This is a genomic window from Dactylococcopsis salina PCC 8305, from assembly GCF_000317615.1.
GTDB classification, from domain to species: domain Bacteria; phylum Cyanobacteriota; class Cyanobacteriia; order Cyanobacteriales; family Rubidibacteraceae; genus Halothece; species Halothece salina.
The window spans coordinates 521,403-547,083 of the sequence record NC_019780.1; the positions used below are offsets into that span (position 1 = coordinate 521,403).

26 protein-coding genes are annotated in these 25,681 nt (G+C 42.7%); 15 read left to right on the plus strand and 11 right to left on the minus strand.

Annotated features, from left to right (window positions below; all coding sequences use genetic code 11):
• The first annotated feature begins 73 nt into the window (after positions 1-73).
• The 5 genes from DACSA_RS02675 to DACSA_RS02695 all read left to right on the plus strand — a co-directional run bounded on the left by DACSA_RS02675 (position 74) and on the right by DACSA_RS02695 (position 5,932).
• Positions 74-1,447 (plus strand): TIGR03279 family radical SAM protein, encoded by a 1,374-nt coding sequence (locus DACSA_RS02675; protein WP_015228301.1) that lies wholly within the window; start codon positions 74-76, stop codon positions 1,445-1,447.
• 106 nt (positions 1,448-1,553) lie between these two features.
• Positions 1,554-3,269: a TolC family protein gene (locus DACSA_RS02680; protein ID WP_015228302.1), complete on the plus strand. Its 1,716-nt coding sequence runs from the start codon at positions 1,554-1,556 to the stop codon at positions 3,267-3,269.
• Positions 3,270-3,359: 90 nt separating this feature from the next.
• On the plus strand, positions 3,360-3,668 hold the full coding sequence (locus DACSA_RS02685) for a 2Fe-2S iron-sulfur cluster-binding protein (protein WP_015228303.1): 309 nt from the start codon (positions 3,360-3,362) through the stop codon (positions 3,666-3,668).
• Positions 3,669-3,744: 76 nt separating this feature from the next.
• Entirely contained in the window at positions 3,745-3,852 is a 108-nt protein-coding gene (gene psbM, locus DACSA_RS02690; protein ID WP_015228304.1) for a photosystem II reaction center protein PsbM, read from the plus strand.
• 253 nt (positions 3,853-4,105) lie between these two features.
• On the plus strand, positions 4,106-5,932 hold the full coding sequence (locus DACSA_RS02695) for an ABC transporter ATP-binding protein (protein WP_015228305.1): 1,827 nt from the start codon (positions 4,106-4,108) through the stop codon (positions 5,930-5,932).
• Positions 5,933-6,267: 335 nt separating this feature from the next.
• Here the strand turns inward: DACSA_RS02695 and DACSA_RS02700 are convergent, their stop codons facing one another.
• Both DACSA_RS02700 and DACSA_RS02705 read right to left on the minus strand, forming a co-directional pair.
• Positions 6,268-6,891, minus strand: coding sequence for a class I SAM-dependent methyltransferase (locus tag DACSA_RS02700; protein WP_015228306.1), 624 nt, complete (start codon positions 6,889-6,891; stop codon positions 6,268-6,270).
• A 19-nt stretch (positions 6,892-6,910) separates the two neighbouring features.
• Positions 6,911-8,029 (minus strand): glycosyltransferase family 4 protein, encoded by a 1,119-nt coding sequence (locus DACSA_RS02705; RefSeq protein ID WP_015228307.1) that lies wholly within the window; start codon positions 8,027-8,029, stop codon positions 6,911-6,913.
• 95 nt (positions 8,030-8,124) lie between these two features.
• Between DACSA_RS02705 and DACSA_RS02710 the strand changes: the two genes are divergently transcribed.
• A complete protein-coding gene (locus DACSA_RS02710) occupies positions 8,125-8,643 on the plus strand; it encodes a hypothetical protein (RefSeq protein WP_015228308.1) in 519 nt (172 codons plus the stop codon).
• A 59-nt stretch (positions 8,644-8,702) separates the two neighbouring features.
• The gene (locus DACSA_RS02715; RefSeq protein WP_015228309.1) at positions 8,703-9,440 is read left to right on the plus strand and encodes a glycerophosphodiester phosphodiesterase; all 738 of its coding nucleotides are present in this window, start codon (positions 8,703-8,705) and stop codon (positions 9,438-9,440) included.
• A 559-nt stretch (positions 9,441-9,999) separates the two neighbouring features.
• Here the strand turns inward: DACSA_RS02715 and DACSA_RS02720 are convergent.
• A complete protein-coding gene (locus DACSA_RS02720) occupies positions 10,000-11,028 on the minus strand; it encodes a YheT family hydrolase (protein ID WP_015228310.1) in 1,029 nt (342 codons plus the stop codon).
• Positions 11,029-11,231: 203 nt separating this feature from the next.
• On the opposite strand from DACSA_RS02720, the gene DACSA_RS02725 reads away from it, so the two are divergent.
• The 5 genes from DACSA_RS02725 to DACSA_RS02745 all read left to right on the plus strand — a co-directional run bounded on the left by DACSA_RS02725 (position 11,232) and on the right by DACSA_RS02745 (position 15,381).
• Positions 11,232-11,987 (plus strand): response regulator transcription factor, encoded by a 756-nt coding sequence (locus DACSA_RS02725; protein ID WP_041235274.1) that lies wholly within the window; start codon positions 11,232-11,234, stop codon positions 11,985-11,987.
• Positions 11,988-12,005: 18 nt separating this feature from the next.
• Positions 12,006-12,779 carry a hydroxyacylglutathione hydrolase gene (gloB, locus tag DACSA_RS02730; RefSeq protein WP_015228312.1) on the plus strand — a complete coding sequence of 258 codons (774 nt, stop codon included), beginning with the start codon at positions 12,006-12,008 and terminating at the stop codon, positions 12,777-12,779.
• 25 nt (positions 12,780-12,804) lie between these two features.
• Complete coding sequence (locus tag DACSA_RS02735; RefSeq protein WP_015228313.1) at positions 12,805-13,467, plus strand: SDR family oxidoreductase; 663 nt, start codon at positions 12,805-12,807, stop codon at positions 13,465-13,467.
• Complete coding sequence (locus tag DACSA_RS02740; protein ID WP_015228314.1) at positions 13,467-14,330, plus strand: EamA family transporter; 864 nt, start codon at positions 13,467-13,469, stop codon at positions 14,328-14,330. The genes DACSA_RS02735 and DACSA_RS02740 overlap by 1 nt, the downstream gene beginning before the upstream one ends.
• A gap of 331 nt (positions 14,331-14,661) precedes the next feature.
• A complete protein-coding gene (locus tag DACSA_RS02745; RefSeq protein ID WP_156800619.1) occupies positions 14,662-15,381 on the plus strand; it encodes an ABC transporter ATP-binding protein in 720 nt (239 codons plus the stop codon).
• Positions 15,382-15,406: 25 nt separating this feature from the next.
• On the opposite strand, the gene DACSA_RS02750 is transcribed toward DACSA_RS02745, so the two are convergent.
• From DACSA_RS02750 to DACSA_RS02760, 3 genes are read right to left on the minus strand one after another with little or no spacing between them, the layout of a single operon-like run.
• Positions 15,407-15,979, minus strand: a complete 573-nt coding sequence (locus tag DACSA_RS02750) for a phycobiliprotein lyase (protein WP_015228316.1) — start codon at positions 15,977-15,979, stop codon at positions 15,407-15,409.
• A 26-nt stretch (positions 15,980-16,005) separates the two neighbouring features.
• A complete protein-coding gene (locus tag DACSA_RS02755) occupies positions 16,006-16,668 on the minus strand; it encodes a HEAT repeat domain-containing protein (protein WP_015228317.1) in 663 nt (220 codons plus the stop codon).
• Between the two features lie 18 nt (positions 16,669-16,686).
• The gene (locus DACSA_RS02760; RefSeq protein ID WP_015228318.1) at positions 16,687-17,490 is read right to left on the minus strand and encodes a M15 family metallopeptidase; all 804 of its coding nucleotides are present in this window, start codon (positions 17,488-17,490) and stop codon (positions 16,687-16,689) included.
• A 284-nt stretch (positions 17,491-17,774) separates the two neighbouring features.
• Between DACSA_RS02760 and DACSA_RS02765 the strand changes: the two genes are divergently transcribed.
• Positions 17,775-18,320, plus strand: a complete 546-nt coding sequence (locus DACSA_RS02765) for a DoxX family protein (protein ID WP_015228319.1) — start codon at positions 17,775-17,777, stop codon at positions 18,318-18,320.
• 87 nt (positions 18,321-18,407) lie between these two features.
• On the opposite strand, the gene DACSA_RS02770 is transcribed toward DACSA_RS02765, so the two are convergent.
• The 3 genes from DACSA_RS02770 to DACSA_RS02780 all read right to left on the minus strand — a co-directional run bounded on the left by DACSA_RS02770 (position 18,408) and on the right by DACSA_RS02780 (position 20,492).
• Entirely contained in the window at positions 18,408-18,722 is a 315-nt protein-coding gene (locus DACSA_RS02770) for a hypothetical protein (RefSeq protein WP_015228320.1), read from the minus strand.
• 141 nt (positions 18,723-18,863) lie between these two features.
• Positions 18,864-19,058 (minus strand): hypothetical protein, encoded by a 195-nt coding sequence (locus DACSA_RS02775; RefSeq protein ID WP_041235275.1) that lies wholly within the window; start codon positions 19,056-19,058, stop codon positions 18,864-18,866.
• A 168-nt stretch (positions 19,059-19,226) separates the two neighbouring features.
• Positions 19,227-20,492, minus strand: a complete 1,266-nt coding sequence (locus DACSA_RS02780; protein ID WP_041235276.1) for an RNA-guided endonuclease InsQ/TnpB family protein — start codon at positions 20,490-20,492, stop codon at positions 19,227-19,229.
• A gap of 501 nt (positions 20,493-20,993) precedes the next feature.
• Here DACSA_RS02780 and DACSA_RS02785 point away from each other — a divergent pair.
• A complete protein-coding gene (locus tag DACSA_RS02785) occupies positions 20,994-21,470 on the plus strand; it encodes a hypothetical protein (RefSeq protein ID WP_015228322.1) in 477 nt (158 codons plus the stop codon).
• Positions 21,471-21,598: 128 nt separating this feature from the next.
• Here the strand turns inward: DACSA_RS02785 and DACSA_RS02790 are convergent, their stop codons facing one another.
• Positions 21,599-21,973 carry a hypothetical protein gene (locus DACSA_RS02790; RefSeq protein WP_041235277.1) on the minus strand — a complete coding sequence of 125 codons (375 nt, stop codon included), beginning with the start codon at positions 21,971-21,973 and terminating at the stop codon, positions 21,599-21,601.
• Positions 21,974-22,057: 84 nt separating this feature from the next.
• Positions 22,058-22,504 (minus strand): QcrA and Rieske domain-containing protein, encoded by a 447-nt coding sequence (locus DACSA_RS02795; RefSeq protein ID WP_083874359.1) that lies wholly within the window; start codon positions 22,502-22,504, stop codon positions 22,058-22,060.
• 804 nt (positions 22,505-23,308) lie between these two features.
• Here DACSA_RS02795 and DACSA_RS21235 point away from each other — a divergent pair.
• Positions 23,309-24,943 (plus strand): 2Fe-2S iron-sulfur cluster-binding protein, encoded by a 1,635-nt coding sequence (locus tag DACSA_RS21235; RefSeq protein WP_198007618.1) that lies wholly within the window; start codon positions 23,309-23,311, stop codon positions 24,941-24,943.
• Positions 24,944-25,681 lie beyond the last annotated feature (738 nt).

Sequence of the window (25,681 nt, forward strand, 5' to 3'; positions counted from 1 at the left end):
CTGTCTTCATTATTTTGACACCTTCTAGGCTTTGCTACCTTAAAAAAAGAACTCACCTTTTAAAGAGTCATCTATGATTAAACCTGCTCGTATTTCTCACATCTTACCCGACTCAATTGGAGAAGAATTAGGCTTTGAAATCGGAGACGCGATCGTCGCGATTAATGAACAACATCCCCGTGATCTCATCGACTATCAATATTTGTGTGCCGAAGAAGAACTCACCCTCGAAGTTCTCGACAAACACGGGGAAACCCATCACATCGAACTAGAAAAAGACTATGACGACAACCTCGGCTTAGAATTTGAAACCGCCCTCTTTGATGGTTTAATCCAATGTAACAATCGCTGTCCCTTCTGTTTCATCGATCAACAACCCCCTGGTAAACGAGAAAGCCTCTACCTCAAAGACGACGACTATCGGTTGAGCTTTCTTTACGGAAGTTATCTCACCCTCACCAACCTCACCCAACGAGAATGGGATCGCATCGCCCAAATGCGCCTTTCTCCGCTTTATGTGTCCATTCACGCCACCGAACCCGAAATTAGAGCCAGACTGCTTAAAAACCCCCGTGCTGGTCAAATTCTCGAACAACTAGAATGGTTTCAAAACCATCGCCTGCAAATTCATGCTCAAGTTGTCGTTTGTCCCGACATCAACGACGGAAGACACCTCGACCAAACCCTCACCGACTTAGCAAAATTCCATCAAGGAGACATTCCCACCGTAATTTCCGCCGCCGTTGTTCCCGTTGGTTTAACCCGTTTCCGTCCCCCAGAAGACGAACTCAAACCCGTCACCATGACCAAAGCCAAAACCATTATCCAACAAGTGCAGCAGCACCAGAAACAATTTCAGCAAGAATTAGAAACAAACTTTGCTTGGTTAGCCGATGAATGGTTTTTAATCGCCCGTGAGGAACTTCCTCCCGAATCCCACTATGAAGACTATCCGCAACTCGGAAATGGGGTGGGGTCAATTCGACAATTTATCAAAGAATTTCATAGCATAGCCGAGGAAATGCTTCCCGAAGCAATTAACCCCCCGCGAAAATTAACTTGGGTTGTAGGAAACGCCGTCGAAATCGCATTTCAGCCCTTGGTGAAGCAATTAAACCAAGTCCAAGGCTTAACCGTGGAACTTTTCCCCTGTCAAAGCAACTATTGGGGACAAGAGATTACAGTAACAGGCTTGCTCACTGGCTCTGATTTATTAACTAAACTAAAAGGGAGGAACTTAGGAGAAGGAATTTTATTACCTTCCCTAATGCTTAAAGATCACGATACTCGATTTTTAGACGATTTGACCCTAGAAACCGTTAGTGAAAAATTGGGTATCCCGATCTTTCCAGTGACTGGGATTCCAGAATTGATTGAGACTTGCTTATCAGATTCTCTCCCCAAGACAATATTGGAGACAATCTCAGATTTAGGGTTGGTTTATTAAGCAGTCAATGGCAATATAAATGTGTAATGAGGTGTGTTGATTAGTTTGCTGTATCTTTAGAAATTCTAAAGTCAGCATCTGAGAGTGAAAACGGAACGAAATTAATATGTTAACCTTTCGTCATTTATTTGGTGTGAGTGCTGGTGCGGTAATTGCTTTGGGTTATGCGGGAACAGCCACCGCTCAAAATTTAGTTTCCCTTGCTGATTCTAATGCAGCTAGGGAACCAGTGTTTGATACAGCCACTGTCTCCGCAGAATCGTTGGATGAACCGCTTGTTAAGACACAACCCAGTGTTACCGATTTACAAGCCGAAAATTTAGAAATTGCTTCTGAAAGTGAATTAGTTCGATTTTCAGACCACTCCCAAAAGGAGAATAATCAAGAAATTGTAGAAACCCGTGTTATTGAGTTAGCACAATCATCTGAGCAAAATCGACTGGAAGATTATGACGAACCCTTAGAACCAGTAGAAGATACAGAGGAATTAAACCCCAGTTCTAATCCTTTAAATTTTCCCACCAATGCGGAAGAGGTTAGGGTGGATGGGGTCATTCCGATTACCCTTGAACAAGCGATTCAATTAGCTCGTCAGAATAATCAAACCTTTAAAGAGGCTCGTCTGAATCTTAACCAAGCAGAAGACCAGTTACAAGAAGCTCTCGCGGCAGAGTTTCCCACCTTGAGTTTACAAACGGATTTACAACGCAGTACCTCCGCAAGTAATGAAATTCGTGCTAGTGGCGGCGGTTTCGGAGCAACTGATGGTGTTACCACTGATCTTAATGCCACCCTGCAATTAAACTATAATCTTTATACTGGCGGACAACGACCCGCACAGATTCGTCTTTCGGAATCCCAAGTTCGCACCCAAGAACTTGCCCTAGAACAAGTGGCGGAACAGTTACGATTTGATGTCACCGATGCTTATTATGGTGTGCAACAAGCAGACTCGCAAGTAGAAATTGCTCGCGCTGCGGTTTCCGATGCGGAACAAAGTTTGCGAGATGCGGAATTATTGGAAGAAGCAGGGTTAGGCACTCGTTTTGATGTGTTACAAGCGGAAGTTCAACTTGCCAATGAAGAACAAAACTTAACCCGCGCCCTCTCTCAACAACGGATTCGGCGCCGAGAATTAGTGGAAGTGTTAGGGTTGGGACAGCAAATTGAAGTAACTGCTGCTACTCCGCCTGAAGTTGCGGGAACTTGGGATTTATCTCTAGAAGAAAGTATTGTTCGCGCTTATCAAAATCGTTCCGAGTTAGAACAACAGTTAGAACAAAAGGAAATTGGAGAGGCGAATCAAAATATTGCTTTAGCAAATATTAAGCCTAATGTCAGTTTATTTACTCGCTATAACGTCCGTGACATCATTGATGATGGGAGTGGCACTGGCACGGGAACAGGGGATGGTTTAGCCATTGGAGCGCAGTTACAATGGACGTTATATGATGGCGGACAGGCAAGAGCGAGAGCCGAACAAGCAAAAGAAGATGTTGCCATTGCAGAAAATCGGTTTGATCAAATTCGTAACCAAATTCGTCGCGAGGTGGAACAAGCCTTCTACAATTTAGAGGCAAATGAGCAAAACATTGATACGGCGACAATTGCTGTGGAACAAGCGGAGGAAAGTCTGCGTTTGGCTCGTTTACGGTTTCAAGCTGGGGTAGGAACACAAACCGACGTGATCAACGCTCAAAGCGAATTAACTCGCGCCAGAGGAAATCTTCTCACGGCGATTATTGATTACAATCGCTCTTTAGCTGCCTTACAACGGGCGGTTAGCAATCTTCCCGATGGTCGTCTGTTTGATACGCCTTAGTGATTCACCAAGTTTGATGCGATCGCACTGATTTTGTTACGATTCCTTAATACAATGTAAAGGAAAGAAAGCGCGGTAAATAGATTATAGATGGCTAATATTAAATTCATACAGGAAGATAAGGAAGTAATTGCTGCTGATGGCGCTAACTTGCGCGAAAAGGCACTAGAGAACCGAGTTGATATTTATACTTTTCGAGGAAAAATGCTTAACTGCGGTGGCTACGGGCAATGTGGAACTTGTGTTGTGGAGGTGGTCGAAGGTATGGAAAATTTATCGGAACGAACCCCTGCCGAACAAAAAAAATTGAAGAAGAAACCCGATAGTTATCGCTTATCTTGTCAAACGATTGTTAATCATGGGGACGTTAGCATTGTGACAAAACCTCAGATTCGTTAGTCCTTGTTTTCATCTTCCCATAAGGTGATATCCTAAAAATGTCCTTTGAGATAATGTGATAAAAACCTGATTAGCAATGGAAGTTAACCAACTCGGATTTGTCGCCAGCATTTTATTTGTGCTAGTTCCCACAGTGTTTCTGCTCATTCTCTATATCCAAACGCGAGAAAGCGAAGACACCTAAATTTCTGGATCAAATTAATTAATCAGGGTTAGTGTTTATATGTTTCTCTCTTACCCTGATTTTTTAATGTTGTTTCGCCTTCATCCCCTCTCCTTCGTAAGGGGGTTATATCAGGTTCGCTCGATCGATGATAAAGAGTAGGTTGGGTGAAACCCAACATTCATCAATTACCGTGATCAATTACTAGGTGTCCTCGCTCGATCGAGCTTAGGGCTTAAGATGGTAATTGTTAATTGTATCTAATTATTAAGTTATGACTGCATCTCCTGCTGTAGAATCAAATCGCCGTCCTCAAGAAAATGACTGGCGACTGCTTCTCCGTCTCACTCCTTACGCCACTCGCAATAAACCTCTCCTCATTACTTCCCTTGCGCTTTTAATCCCACTTTCCATCGCTGGCGCGGTTCAACCTTTAATTATTGGACAAGCGATTTCTTTTTTAAGAGAGGAAAAAACTTGGGCATTTCTACAAGATATGCCTCTAGGTCAAGGATTAAATATTCTCACGGGATTGTTATTAGGAACAATTTTAATTCGTCTTGCTTTTAATGCCCTACAAGGTTATTTAGTGCAACGAGTGGGACAAGAAATTACGGCTAATATTCGCAATGATTTATTTCGTCATGTTACTGCTTTGGCTGCCGATTTTTTCGATCGAACTCCTGTGGGACGTTTAGTAACCCGTTTAACCAGCGATGTGGAAGCATTAGGAGATGTTTTTTCAACAGGCGCAGTGGGAATTATTAGTGATGTTGTTTACATTTTAGTGATTACGATTACAGTTTTTACAATTCAATGGCAGTTAGCAACATTGCTGATTTTAATGTTCTTACCGATTACTGCTTTAATTATTTATTTCCAAGATCAATATCGGAATGCTAACTATCGTTCACGGGAAGAATTGTCGGCTCTGAATTCCATGTTACAAGAAAACGTAGCTGGCATTAATATCGTCCAACTATTTCGCCGAGAAAATTTTAATAATAACTTGTTTCGCAACATTAACCAGCGTTATCTGAAACAAATTGATCAGACAATTTTTTATGAGTCTGCTGTTTCTGCTACTTTAGAATGGATTTCTTTAGTTGCCATTGCGGGAATTTTAGCATTAGGAGGAACGCTAGTTTTAGGCGATAACTTAAATTTTGGAACGTTATCAGCTTTTATTTTGTACGCCCAACGGTTATTTGAACCGTTAAGACAGTTTGCTGAGAAATTTACACTCTTACAAACGGGTTTTACAGGGGTTGAACGGATTACTGAATTATTAAACGAACCGATTAATATTCAGGATTTAGAAGCATCTCAGCAAAGACAATTATCGGTAGAAACTCAACAGAAAAATGTGGCGGGAGAAATTTGTTTTGAGAATGTTTATTTTGGCTATAAGGAAGATGAACTGGTGCTTAGAAATCTAGATTTTACAATTAGATCAGGAGAAAAAGTGGCTTTGGTTGGGCCGACTGGTGCTGGAAAAAGCTCGATTATTCGTCTCCTTTGTCGTCTGTATGAACCGACATCGGGTCGTATTTTAATAGATGGAATTGATATTAAAGAGTTATCCCAAAATGAGTTACGTCGTCATGTTGGAGTAATTTTACAAGAAAATTTCCTGTTTGCTGGTGATGTGAAAGATAACATTACTCTCGGTGAACATTATCCGTTTGAGGCGATTAAAGAAGCGGCAGAAATTACTAATGTTAATGAGTTTATTGAGGGATTACCCCAAGGTTATGATACTCCTTTAAGAGAACGAGGAAATAATTTATCGGGAGGACAAAAACAACTTTTGGCGTTTGCGCGAGTTGCAATTCGTGATCCGAGAATTTTGGTTTTAGATGAAGCAACAGCAAGTTTGGATGTGGGAACGGAGGCTTTAATTCAAGATGCGTTAAGTCATATTTTAGAGGATCGCACGGCGATTATTATTGCTCATCGTCTTTCGACAATTCGAGATGTCGATCGGATTTTGGTTTTAAAACAAGGGGAGTTAATTGAGTCGGGAAGCCATGAGGATTTAATCGAACAAGGGGGATTATATGCGAGTTTATATCAGTTACAAATGATGGAACAAAAATAAGTAAGACTGTTCTGATTTCGCCCCCTAGCCCCCAATTCTGGGGGGATGACTAATTAGGGCTTGCTGAAAAAGTCCATTGGTTGGTTTAGTAAGGCAAGAGGCAAAAGGCAAGAGGCAAGTTGCCTTAGGGTTGATTGATCGGTAGGAGTTTAAGGTTTTGATGCAAGGTGCGTGACGATTGAACAATCAATGAACTTGCATTTTTACCTGAACTTAATCGCCTCAAATCCTTATTTGGTAAAACTTTCAGTTTCCCAACAGCAAGCCCTAATTGATGTTGGGTTTCGCTTCGCTTCACCCAACCTACGTTTTGGATATGTTGAGCAAAAAGGGGGTTATTTTTGAGCTTGAATTACTTGTAAACTTCCTCCTGCGTGAAGGGTTTTCTGACAAGTTTGAAAGTCGATCGAGCGTAGTTTTTCGGGTAAGTTAGTTTCTACAAATTGCCATGCGGTTTCGGTTTCAAATAAGGTCATAAATAGGGACAATCCTGGCACAAAAAGAGGATTATGAGGTTGATGTAAATCAATACAAGCAAATGTTCCTTTGGGTTTAAGAACACGGTAAACTTCTTGCAAGATTTGGGTGAGTTGTTCGGGTTTCATTTCATGTAGCGCGACGCTTGTTTGTACTAAATCATAACTGGAATCAGAAAAGGGAAGTTCTTCTGCTAATCCTTCAATATATTCGGCTTTTGGCACTCGTTTTTTTGCCCGTTTTAAGGCGAGAGGAGACGCATCTAAACCCGTGACGCGATCGGAATATTTAACGAGAAATTGCGTGGTTTGTCCAGCCCCACAACATAAGTCTAAAATTTGGGTATTCTCATTAAGAGAAAGTCCTTTCAGCGCCAGTTGACGGAAACGAGATTCTCCTCCCACTGCTAATGCGGAAAGCTGCGCGATCGCATCGTATAACCATTGATATTGGTAGCTCCATTTTCGCAGAATTGTTGCCATAATTTTTTCTCACTTCTATTTATCCCCCCCTAACCCCCCTTTGGAAGGGGGGAACAGAAGAGGGGTACAAAATTTGATCAAACCACGCCAAAAACCGATCGCGCAGTGCGGATAAAGAATATTCGGTTTCCACTTGTTGACGACACGCCCAGCGATCGATCTCATCAATGCGATTAATGGCTTTCACTAACCCTTCTACACTGTCAGGCTGCACTAAAAAACCAGTTTCCCCATCACGAATAATCTCTGCTGGGCCACCGCGTTGATAGGAGATCACGGGAACACCGCAAGCCAAAGCCTCGATCGCAACGTTTCCGAAAGCCTCTACCCAACGGGGAGTCATCAACAGCGCCCGACAGCGACGAATCTCTTGTTGTAAGTCAGTGGTGGACAAAAACCCACCATATTCAATGGGAGCATTCGGATATTGAGAGAGAATCTGCTGCCAGTATTCTTGATCTTGTAACCAGCCGAAAATTTTCAGGGGAATCCCTAATTGTTGTACCGCCGCCACAGCGTCTTCTAAGCCCTTTTCTGGCGCAATACGACCTAACCAAACTAAAGACTGCTCATGAGCGGCGCTAAACTCATATAAGCCTAAATCTAGCCCACTACTCAAACAACGACAAGCATCAGCAAACGGGAAGGTTTCAGCTTGAGTTTTCGTATAAACGCCAAAAGTGCCAGGAAAGCGCTCGATCGTTTGCGCCATGATTTGATCCAGTGCATCACTCATTGATCCCATACTAATGAAATGAGCAATGGGCGTGTTGAAAAAAGGCGTAAGGTAAAAGGGTAGCCAATCATAAGCAAAGTTGACGATTAAATCATAGTCGGCTTGCACTTGTCGCGCATAGTCGCACATATTCCCTAAAACCGAGTTTGGCGGTAAATAAATCCCTGCGTTTCTTCCTTCTCCCTGTACGGGAATTTGTCGGTTTCCCGCAATGGGTTCGATCGGAATTTCCTCAAAATGAGAACCGCTAGGGGCGAGAATCGTAACTTGATGTTGAGTGTGTCGTAAGTCTTGGGCGAGGTTTTTGATGGTTAATTCTACACCACCGCCTTCACCTGTACCTAAAGCGCCCACTGGCGTAGATAGGAAGAGAAGAGAAAGAGATTGGGGGTTTTGATTCATCGTGTTTTTTAGGGAAAATGATTGTATCCTGTTGTTATTCGGGTTATTTTTAAGTTGATCAACAAACAACCTATTTTATTGGTAATTGATATCCTATGAAACCTCTAAATGTATTGCAATGGACAACCAGATTCAGCGCGATCGTTGCTCTGCAAGCGGGTGTCTTCTTTATGCTAACGCCCTCTCGTCCTCTCCAAGCAGCAGCCGGCGATCAGTTTAAAGTTTGTGCGGAAGACTTACAAGAAGCGGGATTGTCTGCTAATGAGGCTTCTACAGCTTGTGCGGATGCAATTCGTCCGAAAGATTTGTCTTTGTGTGTATTAAGCATGAATCAAGAGGTGGGAATCCCTGCTGATGATGGTTTATATTATTGTTACCGCGATCGTCGTCCTTTGGATTTAGCAAGCTGTGTGGTTGATATTGATCAGTCTGTAGAAACCAATGAACTGGGAACGGTTATAGAAAATTGCCGCCGCAGTTTGATTCCCTTACGTTATTCAGAATGCGTGGTGGGTTTAACCAATACTCCAGAACAAGCAATTACTCCCCAGAAAGCAATGGAAGATTGTATTAATGCTGATGCGTTTCCCAGCGCTTTAACGCCTGTTGAATAGTGACTTAAAAAATAGCGTTTAAATGTTAGGCGAACTGCGGTTCGCCTTCACTGGAAATTATGAATTACCGTTTAATTGCTCATCGGGGTTATAGTGCTGTTGCGCCCGAAAATACACTGGCAAGTTTTCAGTTAGCGTTAGAAAAACAGGTGTTTGGGGTGGAGTTTGATGTTCATTTTTCCGCCGATGGGATTCCTGTTGTTATTCATGATTCTACGCTCGATCGAACGACAAATGGGTGTGGAAACGTCGCGGAAAAATCGATCGCCCAACTACAATCTTTTGACGCGGGAAGTTGGTTTGATTCCAAATTTGCAAGGGAAACCATCCCCTCTTTAGAACAAGTTTTAAATCTCTTTTCTTCCACTAAGATCAAGTTATTTATTGAATTAAAATCGCCTCAATTTTGGTCAAAATCAGAGAGAGATTACCTAATCGAAATTTTAGCACCAGTGCGCGATCGATGCGTTATTGCTTCCTTTGAACATAAATTTTTAACCCAACTCCAGTTAGACTACCCTCAATTTAATTACGGTTACGCTGTATCAAATCAGACTCAATACTCTCCGCATTATCTAGAAGCATTGAACCCAAACGCGAGAATTATTTTACCTCATTTTTCCCTGATTTTAGAACAGCCTTCTCTCACGAAAACCTTACAAGAAGAAGGTTGGAAGATTGTAACTTGGACAGTAGATGAGAGGGCGATCGCGCAACAACTTTCCGAATTCGGGATTGTAACAATTATTACTAATAATCTCCTCAATACTGAGCCTCTCCCTGAAAACTCTTCATAAAAATTAAAATTTCTTAGGTTTGATTTAACTTTCGGTATTCCCCCCTTTCAAAGTAGATAAGTAGGTTGGGTGGAGTGAAAACGTAACCCAACTCCTTCCATTGGTGTTGGGTTTCATCAGATTTCACCCAACCTACGTGGACTAATACTAATACCATTTCGATCAATTATGGCTACTCCCCATCCCATTATTCCCCCCTTTCAAACCGGAGCGAAGTGAGGAGGGCTAGGGGGGATATACTGTAACTTAACTTTTTAGAAATGGTATAACTTGTAGGGTGGGCAAGGCAAACCCTACGATAATTTCATGCTGTTTACTGCTACGTGGACAGTGTTGGGTTTCATTAGATTTCACCCAACCTACGTGGACAATGTTGGGTTTCATCAGATTTCACCCCACCTACGTGGACAGTGTTGGGTTTCATTAGATTTCACCCCACCTACGTGGACAGTGTTGGGTTTCATCAGATTTCACCCCACCTACGTGGACAGTGTTGGGTTTCATTAGATTTTACCTAACCTACGTGGACAGTGTTGGGTTTCATCAGATTTCGCCCAACCTACATCTGATTAACAAAATCTAACAAACGGTTAATCCCCCAAAACTGATCCTCATCCTTCGTCTTTCTCGCAATATGGGAGACATGACCACCACAATCCGTTAAAAGCAGCTTACCATGAGGATTACTAGCGACCCTGCTTTCAATTTCTGGGACTAAACTGGGATCGAAAATGGGATCATCGGCGGCATAAACCACTAGATAGGGTAACGTTAATCGATCGAGCAGATAAAGCCCACCCGTGAGATGATAGTATTCTGTAACACTACGAAACCCGTAATAATCGATCACCATTTCTCGATCGAAACTGCGAATAGAATCAATGCGATCGGGCGCTCCATCCGCAACCGCATCAGGGAAAACTTGTGCTTTGCGTCGTGCTTCTGCGATCAACTCTTTGGTAAAATTCCCTTCTACCAACCGCCCAAAGGGATAACTCACCAAATAATCCAGAGACCGATTAGACTCCAAATTAGGCGCAAGCACCGCACCACCGCGAATTAAATCACTCTGTACCGCCTCCTTCAATCCCCACAACGCCAACTGTCCGCCCAAAGAAAATCCCACCAAAACCGCCTTCGGGGGACATCCCAACGCCACCAACTGTTCCGCCAGCAAAACTTGATCCGCCCCTTCGCGCCAACCGTCAGACGTGGGAACAGGAGATAACGCCGCCGTTTTCCCATGTCCGCGCCAATCGTACAATAAAACCGCCCAACCCTGAAAATATGCTTTATGCGCCGTTACATGAGCATACCAAGACTTTTCCGTATCACCCGTAATTCCATAATTGAGAATCATCGTACCATGAGCATCAGGGGGACAAGCCCATTTCCCCCACAAAGGGACATTTTCCGCCCCTGTGAACACCTTTTCCTCCCAAGTAATTGAGGGATAACCCTTTAACCACCAAACCTGTTCTCGCCATCGTTCCCAAGTTTTGCCATACCAATAGGAACTAAAAACCGTTTGTATAATTCCATCACGGAGAGACCAAGGCGGAAGATAAGCGGGAGAGGAAATTGTCATCACTGGTAATAAACACCTATAATTCGTTATAATTCTTAAGACTTGTTAAAGAAGATAAAAGCAAAACTTATCAATTCTTTAGGAAGTCTTGATCAACAGAGAAAAAAGGATACAAACCCCGTATAATCGTTAAGTAAATCTTAATTTTTGCTGATACATCTTGTAAAACCCTAAACCAAAGTATAGCTGACGCTATCATAATGATGCCTCGAATCCTTGTTATTGATGATGATCCCGCCATTTCCGAACTGGTGACAATCAACCTTGAAATGGCTGGTTACACCGTAGAACCTGCCAATGATGGCATTAAAGGTCAAGCCCTCGCAGTACAACTGCAGCCAGACTTGATTATGCTTGACTTAATGCTCCCCCGTGTGGATGGCTTAACCGTATGCCAAAGACTGCGACGTGATGAGCGCACCGCAGATATTCCCGTCTTAATGTTGACGGCTTTAGGGCAAACCCAAAATAAAGTAGAAGGGTTTAATGCTGGTGCCGATGACTATCTCACTAAACCTTTTGAGGTGGAAGAGATGTTAGCACGAGTCCGCGCTTTACTTCGTCGCACCGATCGGATTCCCAAAGCCGCGAGACACAGTGAGATCCTCAATTATGGTCCCTTGACCTTAGTTCCCGAACGGTTTGAAGCCATCTGGTTTGGAAAAACCGTCAAACTCACCCATCTTGAGTTTGAACTGCTGCACTGCTTACTGCAACGTCATGGACAGACCGTTTCTCCCAGTGACATCCTGAAAGAAGTGTGGGGATATGATCCTGATGATGACATTGAGACAATTCGAGTCCATATTCGTCATCTTCGCACCAAACTCGAACCAGAACCCCGTCATCCTATGTATATTAAAACCGTTTATGGGGCGGGATACTGTTTAGAATTGCCCGATGAAGGGAAAGCCATGGCGCAACAGGACAATTCAGCAGCTTTAGAAGAACATAAATAACCTCACAAGGAGGAAATCATGGAAGTCAATCGTTTACCCGCTCTCTCGGATAACTATATTTTCGTCCTTTATGATCCAAAAGAGAAGATAGCGGCAACCGTTGATCCAGCAGAAGCGAAACCCGTCTTAAGGTTTCTCAAGGAACACAATGCAGAATTAGTGGCAATTTTTAACACCCATCACCACTTTGATCACGTGGGGGGAAACCGAGAACTTAAAAAACACTATCCCCAAGCTGTGGTTTATGGCAGCGCAGAAGACCAAGGACGAATCCCTGAGCAAGAAATCTTCCTCAAAGAAGGGGATACCGTCACCTTTGGCGATCGAGCAGCAGAAATATTTTTTGTTCCAGGACACACAAGCGGTCATATTGCCTACTATTTTCCGCCCGATCAGGGGGAAACCGTTGGCGAACTGTTTGCAGGGGATACCATGTTTGTCGGCGGTTGTGGACGTTTATTTGAGGGAACACCGACTCAAATGGTGGATTCTCTGGGAAAACTCAAAACCCTTCCCGATCGAACGCGGCTGTGGTGCGCTCACGAATACACCCTGAAAAATTATCAATTTGCCATTAGCGTTGAACCGAATAATCCAGTGATCCAACAACGGTATCAGGAAGTACAAAAAGCTCGTCGGGAAGGAAAAGCCACTGTTCCCTCACTGTTAGCACAGGAAAAAGAAACGAATCCCTTTCTCCGTTGGGAAGACCAAAATTTACAAACCATTACCCGCAGTAATGATCCCGTGCAGACTTTTGGACGGTTACGAGGAATGAAAGATCGCTTTTAATATAGGAAGGAAGGAGTAACAAAAGATGAAAGCATTAGTAGCAGGCGCAACAGGGGACACGGGACGACGCATCGTTAGCGAATTGGTGCAGTCTAACATTCCCGTGCGAGCATTGGTCAGAAATTTAGAACAAGCCAAGACAATCTTACCGCCAGAAGCAGAATTGGTGTTGGGAGATGTGCTGAAACCAGATAGTTTACGGGAAGCCGTGGGAGATTGTACCGTGTTGTTATCTGCTACGGGTGCGCGTCCGAGTTTTGATCCCACAAGTCCTTATCAAGTGGATTATCAGGGAACTAAAAATCTGATTGCGGTGGCGAAAGAGAAGAATATTGAGCATTTTGTGATGGTGTCTTCTCTGTGTGTCTCCCGTTTTTTCCATCCCTTAAATCTGTTTTGGCTGGTTCTGTTTTGGAAGAAGCAAGCCGAAGAAGCCCTACAAGCCAGCGGCTTAACTTACACGATCGTGCGTCCTGGGGGATTAAAAAATGATGATACTCCAGACGCGGTAGTGATGTCCAAAGCAGACACTTTGTTTGAAGGGAGTATTCCTCGGACAAAAGTCGCTCAAGTGAGTGTTAATTCTCTCCGTGAACCCAGCGCCAAAAATAAAATTGTGGAAATTATCGCCCAGCCAGAAGCCTCCGCAAGAAGTTGGGAAGAATTATTTGCCCAGGTTGAAAATTAATGACCTGGATTATTTTTGCAACTTTGACCGCCTTGTTTGAATCCACAAAGGATGTTGTGAGTAAACGCGGGTTACAGAGTTTAGATGAATATGTGGTCGCTTGGTCAATGGTTTTCTTTAGTTTGCCGTTGATGCTTCCTTTGTTAGGAGTGATTGAGATTCCGCAACTAGGAGAAAATTTTTGGGGCGCATTATTCGCAGGGGGAAGCATTAATGTTGTGGCGATCCTGCTTTATATTCGGGCGATCAAGTTAGCGGATTTATCTTTGGCAGTTCCCCTGATTACGTTTACTCCTTTGTTCTTGTTAGTTACTTCTCCTTTGATTGCCAATGAAATGCCCAGCCCGATCGATGCGGTGGGTATTCTTTTTATTGTGATCGGCTCTTACATTCTCAACCTCAAACCCAAGCAACAAGGTTATTTTGCCCCATTTCGAGCTTTATTAAAGGAGAAAGGCTCACAATTGATGTTATTAGTCGCTTTTATGTGGAGTTTTAGTTCCACCTTTGATAAAGTGGGCGTGCGTAATTCTTCTCCCACCTTTTGGGCGATCGCGATCCATAGTTACATCGCCACAGGAATGCTCCCGATTATGCTTTATCAGTCTCGTAAAAGTCTCAATATCATTATTCACAACTTACCCAAGTTAGCCCCCATTGGATTTTTACAAGGATTAATGGTGCTGTGTCAGATGCAAGCCATTAGTCTCGCTTTGGTGGCTCAGGTGATCTCAATTAAACGGACAAGTGCGTTACTCAGTGTGCTGTGGGGACATTTGATCTTTAAAGAACAAGGACTAAAAGAACGAGTTGCTGGCGCAACAGTCATGGTCGCTGGTGTAATTTTGATTACTTTAGCCTAATTCCCCCCGATGGTTGGCAGGGCTGTTTCATTCTATTTTTTTGCCTTTTCCAGATGTTAGGAATAGCAGGGGTTTTACGGCTTTTTTGTTAAGAAAAAGCCAAAAAGTAAGAAAAAGCGTTCGATCGAACGTACAATAAGGGGTTCAGGCGATCGCATTCAATTTTGACCCCGAGAATGAAACAGCCCTGCCGATGGTTGGGGGGTTAGGTTTTACCCTGAGCTTGTCGAAGGGGGGAGTTTCTCGATCGAATGCCATTCCAGCCAGTAAAATTTTAGCAGTTAATCCGTCAGTTGGGTGTAGAGTCGCGAAACCCAACATTAATCATAATATGAAATCAACTCTGATTCGTTTAGAAGATATTTCCAAAGTGTATGGCACAGGAAACACCGCCGTCCATGCGCTTAATCATGTTAACCTGACTGTGGATGATGGAGAATACTGCTCAATTATGGGCGCTTCTGGGTCTGGAAAGTCCACAACGATGAATGTCATTGGTTGCTTAGATCGTCCTAGTGATGGACGTTATTATCTAGACAATCAAGATATTTCTCAGTTACCCAATGAACAGTTAGCTGAGATTCGCAATCGTAAAATTGGCTTTGTTTTCCAACAGTTTCACCTATTAAGTCATCTGACGGCGTTAGATAATGTGATGTTACCCATGATTTATGCGGGTGTTTCTGTTGATGAGAGGAAAGAACGAGCCGTTACTGCTTTAGAAAAAATGGGACTAGGAAGCCGTCTCCATAATCAGCCAAATCAGCTTTCGGGAGGACAACAACAACGAGTCGCCATTGCTCGCGCGATCGTCAATAATCCCCGTTTATTGCTTGCGGACGAGCCGACAGGAGCTTTAGATTCTCGAACGGTGAGGGAAGTTTTAGACATTTTTCAAGAACTCCATGACGACGGAATCACGGTGGTAATGGTGACACACGAAGTAGAAGTGGCTCGTGAGAGTAAGCGCATTGTCTGGTTTCGAGATGGAGAGGTGATTTATTCCCATCTCACCCCAGAGGAAATGTTAGAAGTAGCAGTTAAAGCGTAACTGGTCACTGGTCACTGGTCACTGGTCACTGGTCACTGTTGATGCGTCGGATTTCAGAATAAAACATCACCCATCCTTGTTGTCCAGTTTCATTTTCTTGCCAAACTGTTCGTAATCGCAAGTTGGGATGAGCAAACCAGAGACGCTCTTTAATTACATTATTGTCATTGGAAAGGGTAAAAAGCGTAAGAGCTTCGTCTTCTCCAATGATAAAATTACCTACTGTAACCGCTCGATCGGTGTTAATCTGATTTTGGAGAAATTGACCTTGTTGTTGGCTGTCATTGTCGGGAAGAAAGAGAATTAAATTCGCGCCTTTTTCCTCTCCCGCATCCCAACTAATTTTAGCGGCGGAAAGGTCTAATAATCCTTGTTCAATTGAAGCATTACCTTGAAGTGTGCTTTTTCCTTGCTCATAAAGCGCCTCGATGTGGCGAAGCCACCGCTCTACGAGCATCGCGCTATCATCACTGTTAAGCAGCTCCACTGTTAAATCAGCGTTACCATTTTCCACTTTTTTCTGTGCTAAATCATAGCGAGTGCGCTGAGTGAACCATTTTCCTTCGCTTTGTTCAAAAAAGGCTTTAATATCGATCATCGTTTCTAAATTCAATCTAAATTCAATTAGTTTCTGAGTTTTTCCAAAGAAATTGTTGCAGCTTTACTCACTTGAGAATGACTATCTTTCTGTAAATAATTCAAAGCAGAAACACTTTGATCACAGGGAAGATTTCCGAGAGCTTCGGCGAGACGTTGACGCAGGAGCCAGTCTTTTGATTGCACAAAGTTTAACATTTGTTCTACAGCGTCGATACTCTTAATTTCCCCTAAAGCTGCGATCGCCGCTTGTTGTAACACCACTTCTTCACTTTTCAGGGCTTCTAATAAAACTTCCTTTGCTTTCGGGTTTTGCAAATTCCCTAAAGATACTGCCGCACTAAAACGCACTAACCAATGAGTATCCTCATAAAACAATCTTACCAGTGGCTCAAATGCTCGTTGATCTTGTAAATATCCCATTGCGCCAGCGGCATCAGCGCGAATCCCATAATCCTCATCTTCGAGAAAATTCAAGAGGAGAGAATAGGATTCTGATGTCGGTTTAATTCCTAATGCAAACACCGCCATCGATCGAATTTGCAGACTTTCATCCTGTAAAACTTTTTTAATCAAGGGAACGGCTTGTTCCGGTTCAACATCCCTCAATTGTGCTAAAGCCACCATTCGATCGCGCTGACTCGAACTTTCTAACTGCTGCGATATCGTTTCCAGATTAACATCACTCATAATTAATTGATTGATTGATTATTTATTTTTATAAAAAATCTTTAGACTTTCCTGATTACCAACATACCGCCAATGCCAGGGTTCGTAACTCACCTCTTGGGGATTATCTTTCGGAAAGGACAACTCAAAACTGTAGCGCGGTGCGTTTGCTTCAAGCCAAGCAAAGGCTTCTGTTTTCTCAAACCTTTGTTCTACATGAGTCGCTGGAGCTTTCCCATCACCAATATCGATCGCGTAGCCCGTATGATGTTCACTATAACCTGGCGGCGCACTTACTTCCGCTCGTTCAGTTGTCACCTGTCCTCTTTGAGCTTTAATCTCGAAGAAGAGATATTCTTGCTCCTCCACCGAGCGAAATCCCGACAAAGGAACTAAAAGCACCCCATCTCGACGCGCATCCCCCTGCATTTCCACAAATTTCTTCGCCGCTTCTGTTCTTAATTTAATTCGACCATCACGGGTAACTGGGGTTAAATTTTCAGGCTTAGTTTCTTCGTAGGGTAAATGTCCTAACAAATCATTATCCGATGCTGTTGTTGCTGTAACGGAGGTTTGATCTGAGGATGAGGCTTCGGTGGGAGAGGATGAAGGTTTGTTTTCAGTGTTGACGGGAGGAGTGACTTCTTCCACTTGTGAAGCAATACTCGCTTCCGAATTTTGATCCCACCAATACCATCCCATAAATCCCGCCAGCAAGACAAAACTAAGGCCACCGCCTAAGAAGAGCCAAGAGCGGTTTAATTTTTTCTCTGGTAGCGGTGTCGCATCTCTCAGAGCTTCTGGTATTTCATCAGGAGAGGGTTGATTATTCCCAACAGACAAGGTTTCTCCTCCACGCAGCGCGAGCGGTCTTTATCAGTTTAGCAAGGGATGAGAGTTCTTACCCAATTTTAAGCTCTCTGAGAAAAGACAGATATTTTACTAAGTTTTATTGCGATATATTTATTTTTACTTTATATTTGTAAATGAAGAGTAAAGAAAAGGTTGATTTCCAAGTTAGATCACTTTAATCAAACGTTTGCGATCGCTAATTAACTCACCTCATCCTTATTCTTCCTAGAACTAAAACCACTGTGCTTGCTAGTTAAGGGTATATTTCAAATATAATGCTTCAAAAAACACTCGATTTATCAACAAAAGTCTTCCGCTCCAACTTTAGTGCTAACTATTGGTCTCAGTCCGCTTGGACAATCTTACGGGTTGTCGTCGGTGTGATGATGATTCACAACGGACTCGATAAGCTCTCTGACATTGAAAGTTTTGCTACTGCTTACGTGGAAGTAATTGGACTTCCCTTCCCAATTTTCTTTAGTTACGTTGCCGCTTACACCGAACTCATCGGCGCGCCTCTTGTTGCTTTAGGCTTCTTAACTCGTCCAGCGGCGTTAGGCTTAGTGGGAACGATGGCAGTTGCGATGTATCACCACATCTTAGTTGCTGGTTTCAGCATTCCTTACTTAGAACTATCAGCAATTTACGCCAGTTGCTTTCTTTTCTTCCTCGTTAACGGTGGCGGTTTATTCTCTGTGGATACCTTCATCAGCAGTTGGTTAAGCAGCCAAACCTTCTCCGAAGAACAGCAGCCTGAAACGATCCGCCAAGATGCTCAACAGGCTACTGTAAAAAACGAAGAAAAAGTTGCTTCCAAATAAGTTTTCCCACTTATCCAGATAACGCATTCGAGAGTGATCGGGCAAGATTACTCTCTTTTTTTAGGAAAACAGATGGCGGCGCGATCGTCAATAGTTGCTTAAAAACTTTTTCGCATCCGCAGGAGTGAGATACTGAGAACCCACAGTAACTAAAGAAAACAACTCCCCTTCAATCAAAATCTTGATGCGTTTTGCTAAACGTAACTTAATGATTGGCAGTTCTAATAAAGGAATTAAATCACTAACTGTTTCTGCAATTTCGATACTGGGACAATTAATCCGAAAATCACCCCAACGCCGATTAACTTTACAATTTCCTAATATTTTGAGTCGTTGGGATTCGGAGTTGTCCTCCCGATAATAGTTCCAAATTAACCGCGTTAGTTGTTGATATCGTTTCATCTTAATCTCTATTCACTAAAACCACTTTGCTACTTCGTTGATCATCATTAAAGCTAAAGTTTGAGTGAATGAGTTAGTTTCGTAAGAAGAGTTAATGAGAGTTTGCAAATATTAATCTAAATCTGCTACATCTCGATCGGGCTAAACGTTTGGGGATTCCAAAAGTTTAATGATCCAAACCTGCCAATTTTGTTGGCGATCCATACCAACAATAAAATTCTTCAGATGCGGATCGGCGTGAACCCCACCTAACTCCCAAAATTCCTGAAATACCGCAGCGTGAACATCAAGAATCGAACGCAGCAAAAACTCATTCAGTAACCCCTCTCGTTCCACAAACTGATATCCAGTCTTATCTTGCTTTACTACCAACCCAGGTGGAAAAAGAGAAAGGTCAGCGGTTCCCCCTTTTGCTTGCTCGATCGCGCAACGTAGAAAGAGAAACTAATTCTGTATAAAGTCGAGCCAGTTCTGGATTAAACATTCAGTCGTGTATTCTGTGAATTACCCACACTCAATCGCTATGCGATATGAGTGGGGCTTCTCAGCAGCACCAGCTTTCGCTTCGGTTCGTGACTGAGCTTTACTACTGACGGGTATCCCAACCGCCAAATTTCTTATATTTATTGCCATGTTTTTTATGTTAATGGCTGCGTTTTTGTCACGGCACATTGTTAAACCACAATGAGGGCAATCATGAGTTCTCTCTGATAGCTTTTTCGGAACTTTCTCGCCACAGCCTGAGCAATTCTGTGATGTGTTTTTGGGGTTGACTTCTATCGTTAACTGACCAGCATTTTCGGCTTTGACAGCTAATCTACTTAGAAATGTTCCCCAACCAGCATCATAGATTGATTTGCTTAGTCTGGTTCTAGCAAGTCCCTTGATGTTGAGTTTTTCATGGGCAATGACATCTCCTTTACTGAGAATCAATTTAATGGTGTTAAAGTGAAAGTCTTTTCTCTGTCTGGCAACTTTTTGATGATGTTTTCCAAGTTGTTTAACTGCTTTCAGATAACGATTACTTCCCTTCTGACGACGAGAAACCTTCTGCTGTAGCTTCTTAAGTCTTTCTCGTCCTTTTCGATAAAACTGAGGAATTTCTACTTTTTCACCTTCAGAAGTTACCAAAAAGTCCTTCAATCCCATATCAATTCCCAACGTATTTTCTGAAGTAGGAACAATATCTATAGTTGACTCTGGTACATTTTTATCTTCTAGAGAGAGTGTTAAGTAATAGCCATCAGCTTTTCTAGTTATCTGCGCTGTTTTTACCTTAAATCCTTCTGGAATTGGACGATGTTTAATAAACCGAATTTTTCCGAACTTAGGTAAATTGATGTGATTATCTTGGACACAATCAGCTTTCACCTGTGGAAAGAGAATTGTTCGATAACGTCCTTTTCCCTTAAATCTTGGCTTGCCTGATTTTTTCCCCTTCTTATCCCCTCTAAGCCAACGTTGAAAACTTAAATCAACTCTTTTAACACAATCTTGAAGAACTTGTGACTGGATTTCCTTATACCAAGGACGGTCTTTTTTGAGTTGAGTTAGACTTTGTTTTTGCGAGAAATAAGTTGGACGGTCAGACAATTCAGGAAGGTGACAAATTAAAGGGCAAGAGTTGACCGCCGTACGATGAGTTTCCCACCAATTAAATCTTTGACCTAACAGATAGTTGTATTGACACCTCAATAATTCTAGCCATTTTTCAATTTTGGCTATTTGCTCTTTATTAGGTTTTAAGCGATATTGATAGGAAACTCGCATTGCTTTAATTAGTGAACCCGTGTTAGCTTCATTATAACAGATACAAGTCATTTTGACGGTAATAATGAAAAAGATAACAATTAGATGCACTGAGGAAGAACATCAGCAACTTCTCTCTTACTGTAAGCATAAAGGAAGAAGTCAGAATGAAGTAATTAGAGAGCAGATTAGAAAATTATCAATCTCAGGGGTATTGAACCCCCTCGATTGATACGCTCTCATCCCCACCCAAATCAAAAATTGTGGATGGGGGATTTTCGCTTATTCTGCTAAAATATAATACCTGTTGAGCCTATCAGCAAGTCTTCCCAAGTCCCAAGTATTTCAACTCCAATAATGATCAATCAAACATTAAAAAAATAAGCTACCTCAACATTATACGCAAAAATAGAGAGAACCGGCTTTCTTCTCTGGAAACCCACCCTTTTTGGCTCGCTTGTGCTACGGGAGTAAGAAGAAAGCGAACGAATAAAACGTCCAACCTGTTTCACGGAAGTAACTATGAAAGTAGCTGATTTACCGACATTGGTCATGGAAGAACTTTGTCAAAGTGAATACTGGCGCATCGATATTGACCCCGGATTAGATGCTAAACATGAGTTTTTCCTGCGTTGGGAGTATCTGCTCCCTAATTCACAGACTACGAATCATGAGGAAGGGGAAATGGCAGAATTGATCAACTTTGATGGATATGATTTGCTCTTACCCATTGGACAAGCACACCACCCCCATATTCATTTACTGCGGTTGCATCCCAGCACTGATAATAATCGGATAACATTGTTTTTGTTCGACACTTACCACCGTAGTTGGTTTACTCAGCTTCGCGAGGCCCGTTATGGATTTCTAGCGGTTGCCGAACGCTACCAAAATTACGGATGTGATTTTTACATTGCATCTTACTATCATTTCTCTTACCTCGTAGGAAGCGAATATGAAATGGCGAAGGAAATTATGCAACAACGGTTAAGTGGCTAAAGATTCAATTTAGATAATCATCCTTTATTTACTGGTGTTTGTCCAGAGTGCGGTTATCAATTCCCAAAGGAGAATTCGCCTAAAGTACATTGGGATTGTCCTAGTTGTGGTTGGGTTGATGATAGTGTTTAGAACCGCGAAATCACTTTATTGGGCGCGATGGCAACTGAGTTTCCTTGATCGGCAGGATACAAAGGAACACAACCGTAAACTGAACAGAATTGTTTTTCAGCTTGTTCTAAATACTGCCAACTCACTGGTCGCTTCTCGATTTGAGCCATCAAGCAAAATTGTTTAAAGGCATCGATCGTTAAGTAGATCGAATCGCTGAAGCGCCCTTGCTGACTCCATCCTCCCGATTGGGTGAGATAATTGTCTCCCTCAGTTAACAGTGCATCTTTCGCGGTCAATTTTCGTTTCGCACTTGCTGCTTTAGTAGAATACCCAACAATCTTCCAAGCAATGTCGAAATCAACGGGAAACCGAATTCGGGGCGCGATCATGATCGAGCCAGAAATCAAACAAGACGCTCGTCAAATAACCATTTGCGATTCAACAGGATTTGGTTTCCTATAACACCGTGATTTTTAATGATTTAGTTTTACCAAAACTTGCTTGTCTTCCGCCTTAACTTCATAAGTTTCAAGATCAGTTTTTGCAGGACCTCTCAGTAATTTCCCCCGAATGGTAAATTGTGAACCATGACAAGGGCAAATGAGTCTTTTTCTTTCTTCTGTCGGTAAAACGGCACATCCTTGATGGGGGCAAGTTTGCTCTAAGGCAATTAAATCGCCAAGAACACCTTGAAGAACAACTACTCTTAGATTCTCATTAATTAGGACACCATTTTCTTCTAATTGTTCCAAACTTCCTACTGCTTGGAATCCTTCAGAAAGAGTTGATTCTGGTTTTGCTTTCGTTTCTGTTTTCTTTTCAGAAGATAGGCTACGGGTTTGATTAAAGCCAATAACAGTAGCGATTGCCGTTCCCAAACTCATCCAACTTACCAATTCACGACGCTTTATCCTCATCATTTCCTCCAAAAACGGCAATTAATCTCATAAGTTTTCCTTGATCATTCATGATGATTTCCACAGATTAGCTCTGACATCTTCGTGGAGGCATTTGCAACCACATAGTAATCGGTCTTAGCGGTTTTGTTCACCTTCTATAATACCTTCAATGATTTCAGAATTGGTGGTTTCCTTTAGCGCGATCGCTTATCTTTCTCAGTTTTGATACAAAAGGTTGTGTCACTTGGCACTGACGGGCGATCGCGCGATCGCTCCACTGAGACCACTCGTTATCTTGTAAAAGGGTAACAACAGTGGGTTTGTTCGTCTGGGGTGGAATGCGCGATCGCGCTACAGAAAAATCTCTGAGTAATCCCCCGATAAATCCCCGTCCATTTCGTCTCGATGTCAGCCAGCGCCATTGACGGGTGTGAGAAAGGGATTACATTTGAGAGTTCATCGCGGGTATGGAGGCTGGCGCATGGCGTTACGCTAGGCCTTGCAGTAAATAGTTATCAGTCATCAGTGACCAGTAAATAAAATTAAAAATGCGGATTAAAATGGGATGGTACAATTCTTCAGCATTCAACCATGATTTCTAAGATACCTCAAAAGCCAATGCACCTAATTCGTTGGGGACTTGCAATTGGTTGGATCGGATTAATTTTAAGTCTATTTTTTGGTCATCTCTCGGGGCTACCCCCCCTAGAGTGGGCGCATCGTAAGGGAACCTCTAATTTTTGGGGGCTTATTGTTCCTTCCGCTATCATCATTTTGTTGGTATTTGGACATGAGGGCTGGCGCAGAGTATGTCCCCTAGCATTTATGTCTCAAATTAGCCAAAAATTAGGAATAAAATCACCGAGTCGAATTGCAGAGAATTCCTGGTTAGGTAAGAATCATCTTTATATCCAATTTGGATTACTTTTTCTGGGTTTAGCCTTACGGTTAATCTGGTTTAATGATAATCCCATTGCTTTAGGGATTCTTTTAGTGGTTACTATTTTCACTGCAATTGTTATCGGCTATCTTTACGGTGGAAAAAGCTGGTGTCATTATTTTTGCCCCATGTCACCGGTGCAAACAGTGATTAGTGGTCCGCGAGGAATTTTTACCAGTTCTGCTCACACTGCGCCGCCATTAAGTTTGACCCATTCCAAATGTCGAACTTGGGATGGCACACAAAATAAGGATGTGAGTGCATGTGTCACCTGTAAGTCTTCCTGCGTCGATATTGATGCAGAAAAAACCTATTGGGAGGAACTGTTTAAGCCAGGTCGTCATCTAGTGCAATATGGCTATTTAGGGCTAGTGCTGGGCTTCTTTGGCTACTTTTTCCTTGATCACGGTGGATGGGATTACTACTATCAGGGAGAATTCTATCAACCACAAGCAATAAATCCATTATGGGGTCAGGGTTTCTTTTTTACTGCCATTCCCCGTGTGGTTGCGATTCCAATGACCCTAATCGTATCAGTGGCGGTATTTACAACGGTTGGTACGCAATTAGAAAAATTCTATAAGGGGTATTTAGTCCGAAACTTGAATGCTCAAGAACCAAGCATTTCTCTCAAGGAACGATCGCGCCATCAGGTGTTTGCAATTTTTACTGTCGTTGCCTTCAACTTATTTTTTGCCTTTGGTTGGCGAACCTTATTCAACATGGATTCCATGTTCCATCATGTTTTTACCCTAGGTATCGCCTTACTCAGTGCTTGGTGGTTAGGGAGAAATTTCCAGCGCGATCGCGCCACTTACGAACTGGAAGAAAAAACAACCAGCCTACGCCGTCAACTGAAAAAATTACCCATTGATTTATCTCAATATTTGAAAGGACGCACTATCGACGCACTAAAGCCAGAAGAAGTCTATATTTTGGCGCACGTTGTTCCCGAACTCGGCAAAGATAAGGCACTCGCTTTGTATAAGGGCTTGATGATAGAAGCAATTAAGAAAAACTCGGTTCAATCTCCAGCCACCTGGGAATGGCTGAACCAAATGCAGCATCAGTTGGAGTTAACTGAACAACAACATGAAGCAGTGGTATCAAGGTTATCTCAAGAAAGACCGGAACTATTCCAAACGGTTGCCAACTCAGATCAAGCGCCAACTCTTATCAGTACCCCAGACAAAGAAACCTATCCTTCTCCTGCTACTGAGACAAAAGAAAGTGTCTCTGCACCAGCACCGAAAGCAGCAGTATCCGCGAAACCAGTTGTCGTTTTCCAAACTTCTCAAGAGGAGTTAATCGGTGAAGAAGGAAAAAGTATCCTAGAACTGGCTTTAGAATCGGGGATTGAAATTGACTACAGTTGTGGTTTAGGAGCTTGTGGAACCTGTCAAGTCAAATGCTTATCGGGAGACTATCGTTATCTACAAGATCCATCCTATGAACCCGAGAGTGGACATCTTTTAACTTGCATTGCCACACCAGTTGGACGAGTGGAACTTGACGCTTAATATGGAGAATGAGTAAGATCAGGTTCGCTCAATCAATGATAAAAAGTAGGTTGGGTAGAGACGTTCCATGGAACGTCTCTACGCGAAACCCAACACCAATTATAAACAATTACCCGAACCTGATATAAGAGGTTTGATCATGATAAACCTCTTCCTTAGACCTCTTGCAAAAGTCAACGATCGAGGCCAACTGCCTGTCTTATACCATTTTGGAAAAGTCAAGTTACCTTAAAGCCCCCCAACCCCCCAAGTTTGGGGGGCTTAAGTCGTCGATAAAGCCCCCCACCCCCCCAAGTTTGGGCAGGGCTGTTTCATTCTATTTTTTTGCCTTTTCCAGATATTAGGAATAGCAAGGGTTTTACGGCTTTTTTCTTAAGAAAAAGCCAAAAAGTAAGAAAAAGCGTTCGAGGCAAGAAGGGCGGTGGCTTCGCCACATCGAACGTACCGTAAGAGGTTCAGGCGATCGAGCGAAGCTCGGTGAGCCTTCGGCTCAATCGATGCTTCGCATCGGTGCGCGGAGCGCAATCGCTTTCGATTTTAACACCGAGAATGAAACAGCCCTGCCCAAGTTTGGGGGGCTTAAGTCGTCGATAAAGCCCCCCAACCCCCCAAGTTTGGGGGGCTTAAGTCGTCGATACTGTAGCGCCAATTCTCCAAAATGGTATTAACTCATAGGTGAGATGAGTTATCTTTGAGGTTAGGAATCATGTTGCTCTATCATTTAAAATCCTGAAATTA

Excerpts from the sequence above, each read along its gene's own strand:
- DACSA_RS02785 (WP_015228322.1), top strand. The coding sequence starts at position 20,994 with ATGAAAGTAGCTGATTTACCGACATTGGTCATGGAAGAACTTTGTCAA.
- gloB (WP_015228312.1), top strand. The coding sequence starts at position 12,006 with ATGGAAGTCAATCGTTTACCCGCTCTCTCGGATAACTATATTTTCGTC.
- DACSA_RS02695 (WP_015228305.1), top strand. The coding sequence starts at position 4,106 with ATGACTGCATCTCCTGCTGTAGAATCAAATCGCCGTCCTCAAGAAAAT.
- DACSA_RS02705 (WP_015228307.1), bottom strand. The coding sequence starts at position 8,029 with ATGAATCAAAACCCCCAATCTCTTTCTCTTCTCTTCCTATCTACGCCA.
- DACSA_RS02795 (WP_083874359.1), bottom strand. The coding sequence starts at position 22,504 with ATGATGAGGATAAAGCGTCGTGAATTGGTAAGTTGGATGAGTTTGGGA.
- DACSA_RS02700 (WP_015228306.1), bottom strand. The coding sequence starts at position 6,891 with ATGGCAACAATTCTGCGAAAATGGAGCTACCAATATCAATGGTTATAC.
- DACSA_RS02685 (WP_015228303.1), top strand. The coding sequence starts at position 3,360 with ATGGCTAATATTAAATTCATACAGGAAGATAAGGAAGTAATTGCTGCT.
- DACSA_RS02710 (WP_015228308.1), top strand. The coding sequence starts at position 8,125 with ATGAAACCTCTAAATGTATTGCAATGGACAACCAGATTCAGCGCGATC.
- DACSA_RS21235 (WP_198007618.1), top strand. The coding sequence starts at position 23,309 with ATGTCTCAAATTAGCCAAAAATTAGGAATAAAATCACCGAGTCGAATT.
- DACSA_RS02755 (WP_015228317.1), bottom strand. The coding sequence starts at position 16,668 with ATGAGTGATGTTAATCTGGAAACGATATCGCAGCAGTTAGAAAGTTCG.
- DACSA_RS02770 (WP_015228320.1), bottom strand. The coding sequence starts at position 18,722 with ATGAAACGATATCAACAACTAACGCGGTTAATTTGGAACTATTATCGG.
- DACSA_RS02780 (WP_041235276.1), bottom strand. The coding sequence starts at position 20,492 with ATGCGAGTTTCCTATCAATATCGCTTAAAACCTAATAAAGAGCAAATA.
- DACSA_RS02765 (WP_015228319.1), top strand. The coding sequence starts at position 17,775 with ATGCTTCAAAAAACACTCGATTTATCAACAAAAGTCTTCCGCTCCAAC.
- DACSA_RS02675 (WP_015228301.1), top strand. The coding sequence starts at position 74 with ATGATTAAACCTGCTCGTATTTCTCACATCTTACCCGACTCAATTGGA.
- DACSA_RS02720 (WP_015228310.1), bottom strand. The coding sequence starts at position 11,028 with ATGACAATTTCCTCTCCCGCTTATCTTCCGCCTTGGTCTCTCCGTGAT.
- DACSA_RS02715 (WP_015228309.1), top strand. The coding sequence starts at position 8,703 with ATGAATTACCGTTTAATTGCTCATCGGGGTTATAGTGCTGTTGCGCCC.
- DACSA_RS02790 (WP_041235277.1), bottom strand. The coding sequence starts at position 21,973 with ATGATCGCGCCCCGAATTCGGTTTCCCGTTGATTTCGACATTGCTTGG.
- DACSA_RS02725 (WP_041235274.1), top strand. The coding sequence starts at position 11,232 with ATGCCTCGAATCCTTGTTATTGATGATGATCCCGCCATTTCCGAACTG.
- DACSA_RS02735 (WP_015228313.1), top strand. The coding sequence starts at position 12,805 with ATGAAAGCATTAGTAGCAGGCGCAACAGGGGACACGGGACGACGCATC.
- DACSA_RS02740 (WP_015228314.1), top strand. The coding sequence starts at position 13,467 with ATGACCTGGATTATTTTTGCAACTTTGACCGCCTTGTTTGAATCCACA.
- DACSA_RS02745 (WP_156800619.1), top strand. The coding sequence starts at position 14,662 with ATGAAATCAACTCTGATTCGTTTAGAAGATATTTCCAAAGTGTATGGC.
- DACSA_RS02750 (WP_015228316.1), bottom strand. The coding sequence starts at position 15,979 with ATGATCGATATTAAAGCCTTTTTTGAACAAAGCGAAGGAAAATGGTTC.
- psbM (WP_015228304.1), top strand. The coding sequence starts at position 3,745 with ATGGAAGTTAACCAACTCGGATTTGTCGCCAGCATTTTATTTGTGCTA.
- DACSA_RS02680 (WP_015228302.1), top strand. The coding sequence starts at position 1,554 with ATGTTAACCTTTCGTCATTTATTTGGTGTGAGTGCTGGTGCGGTAATT.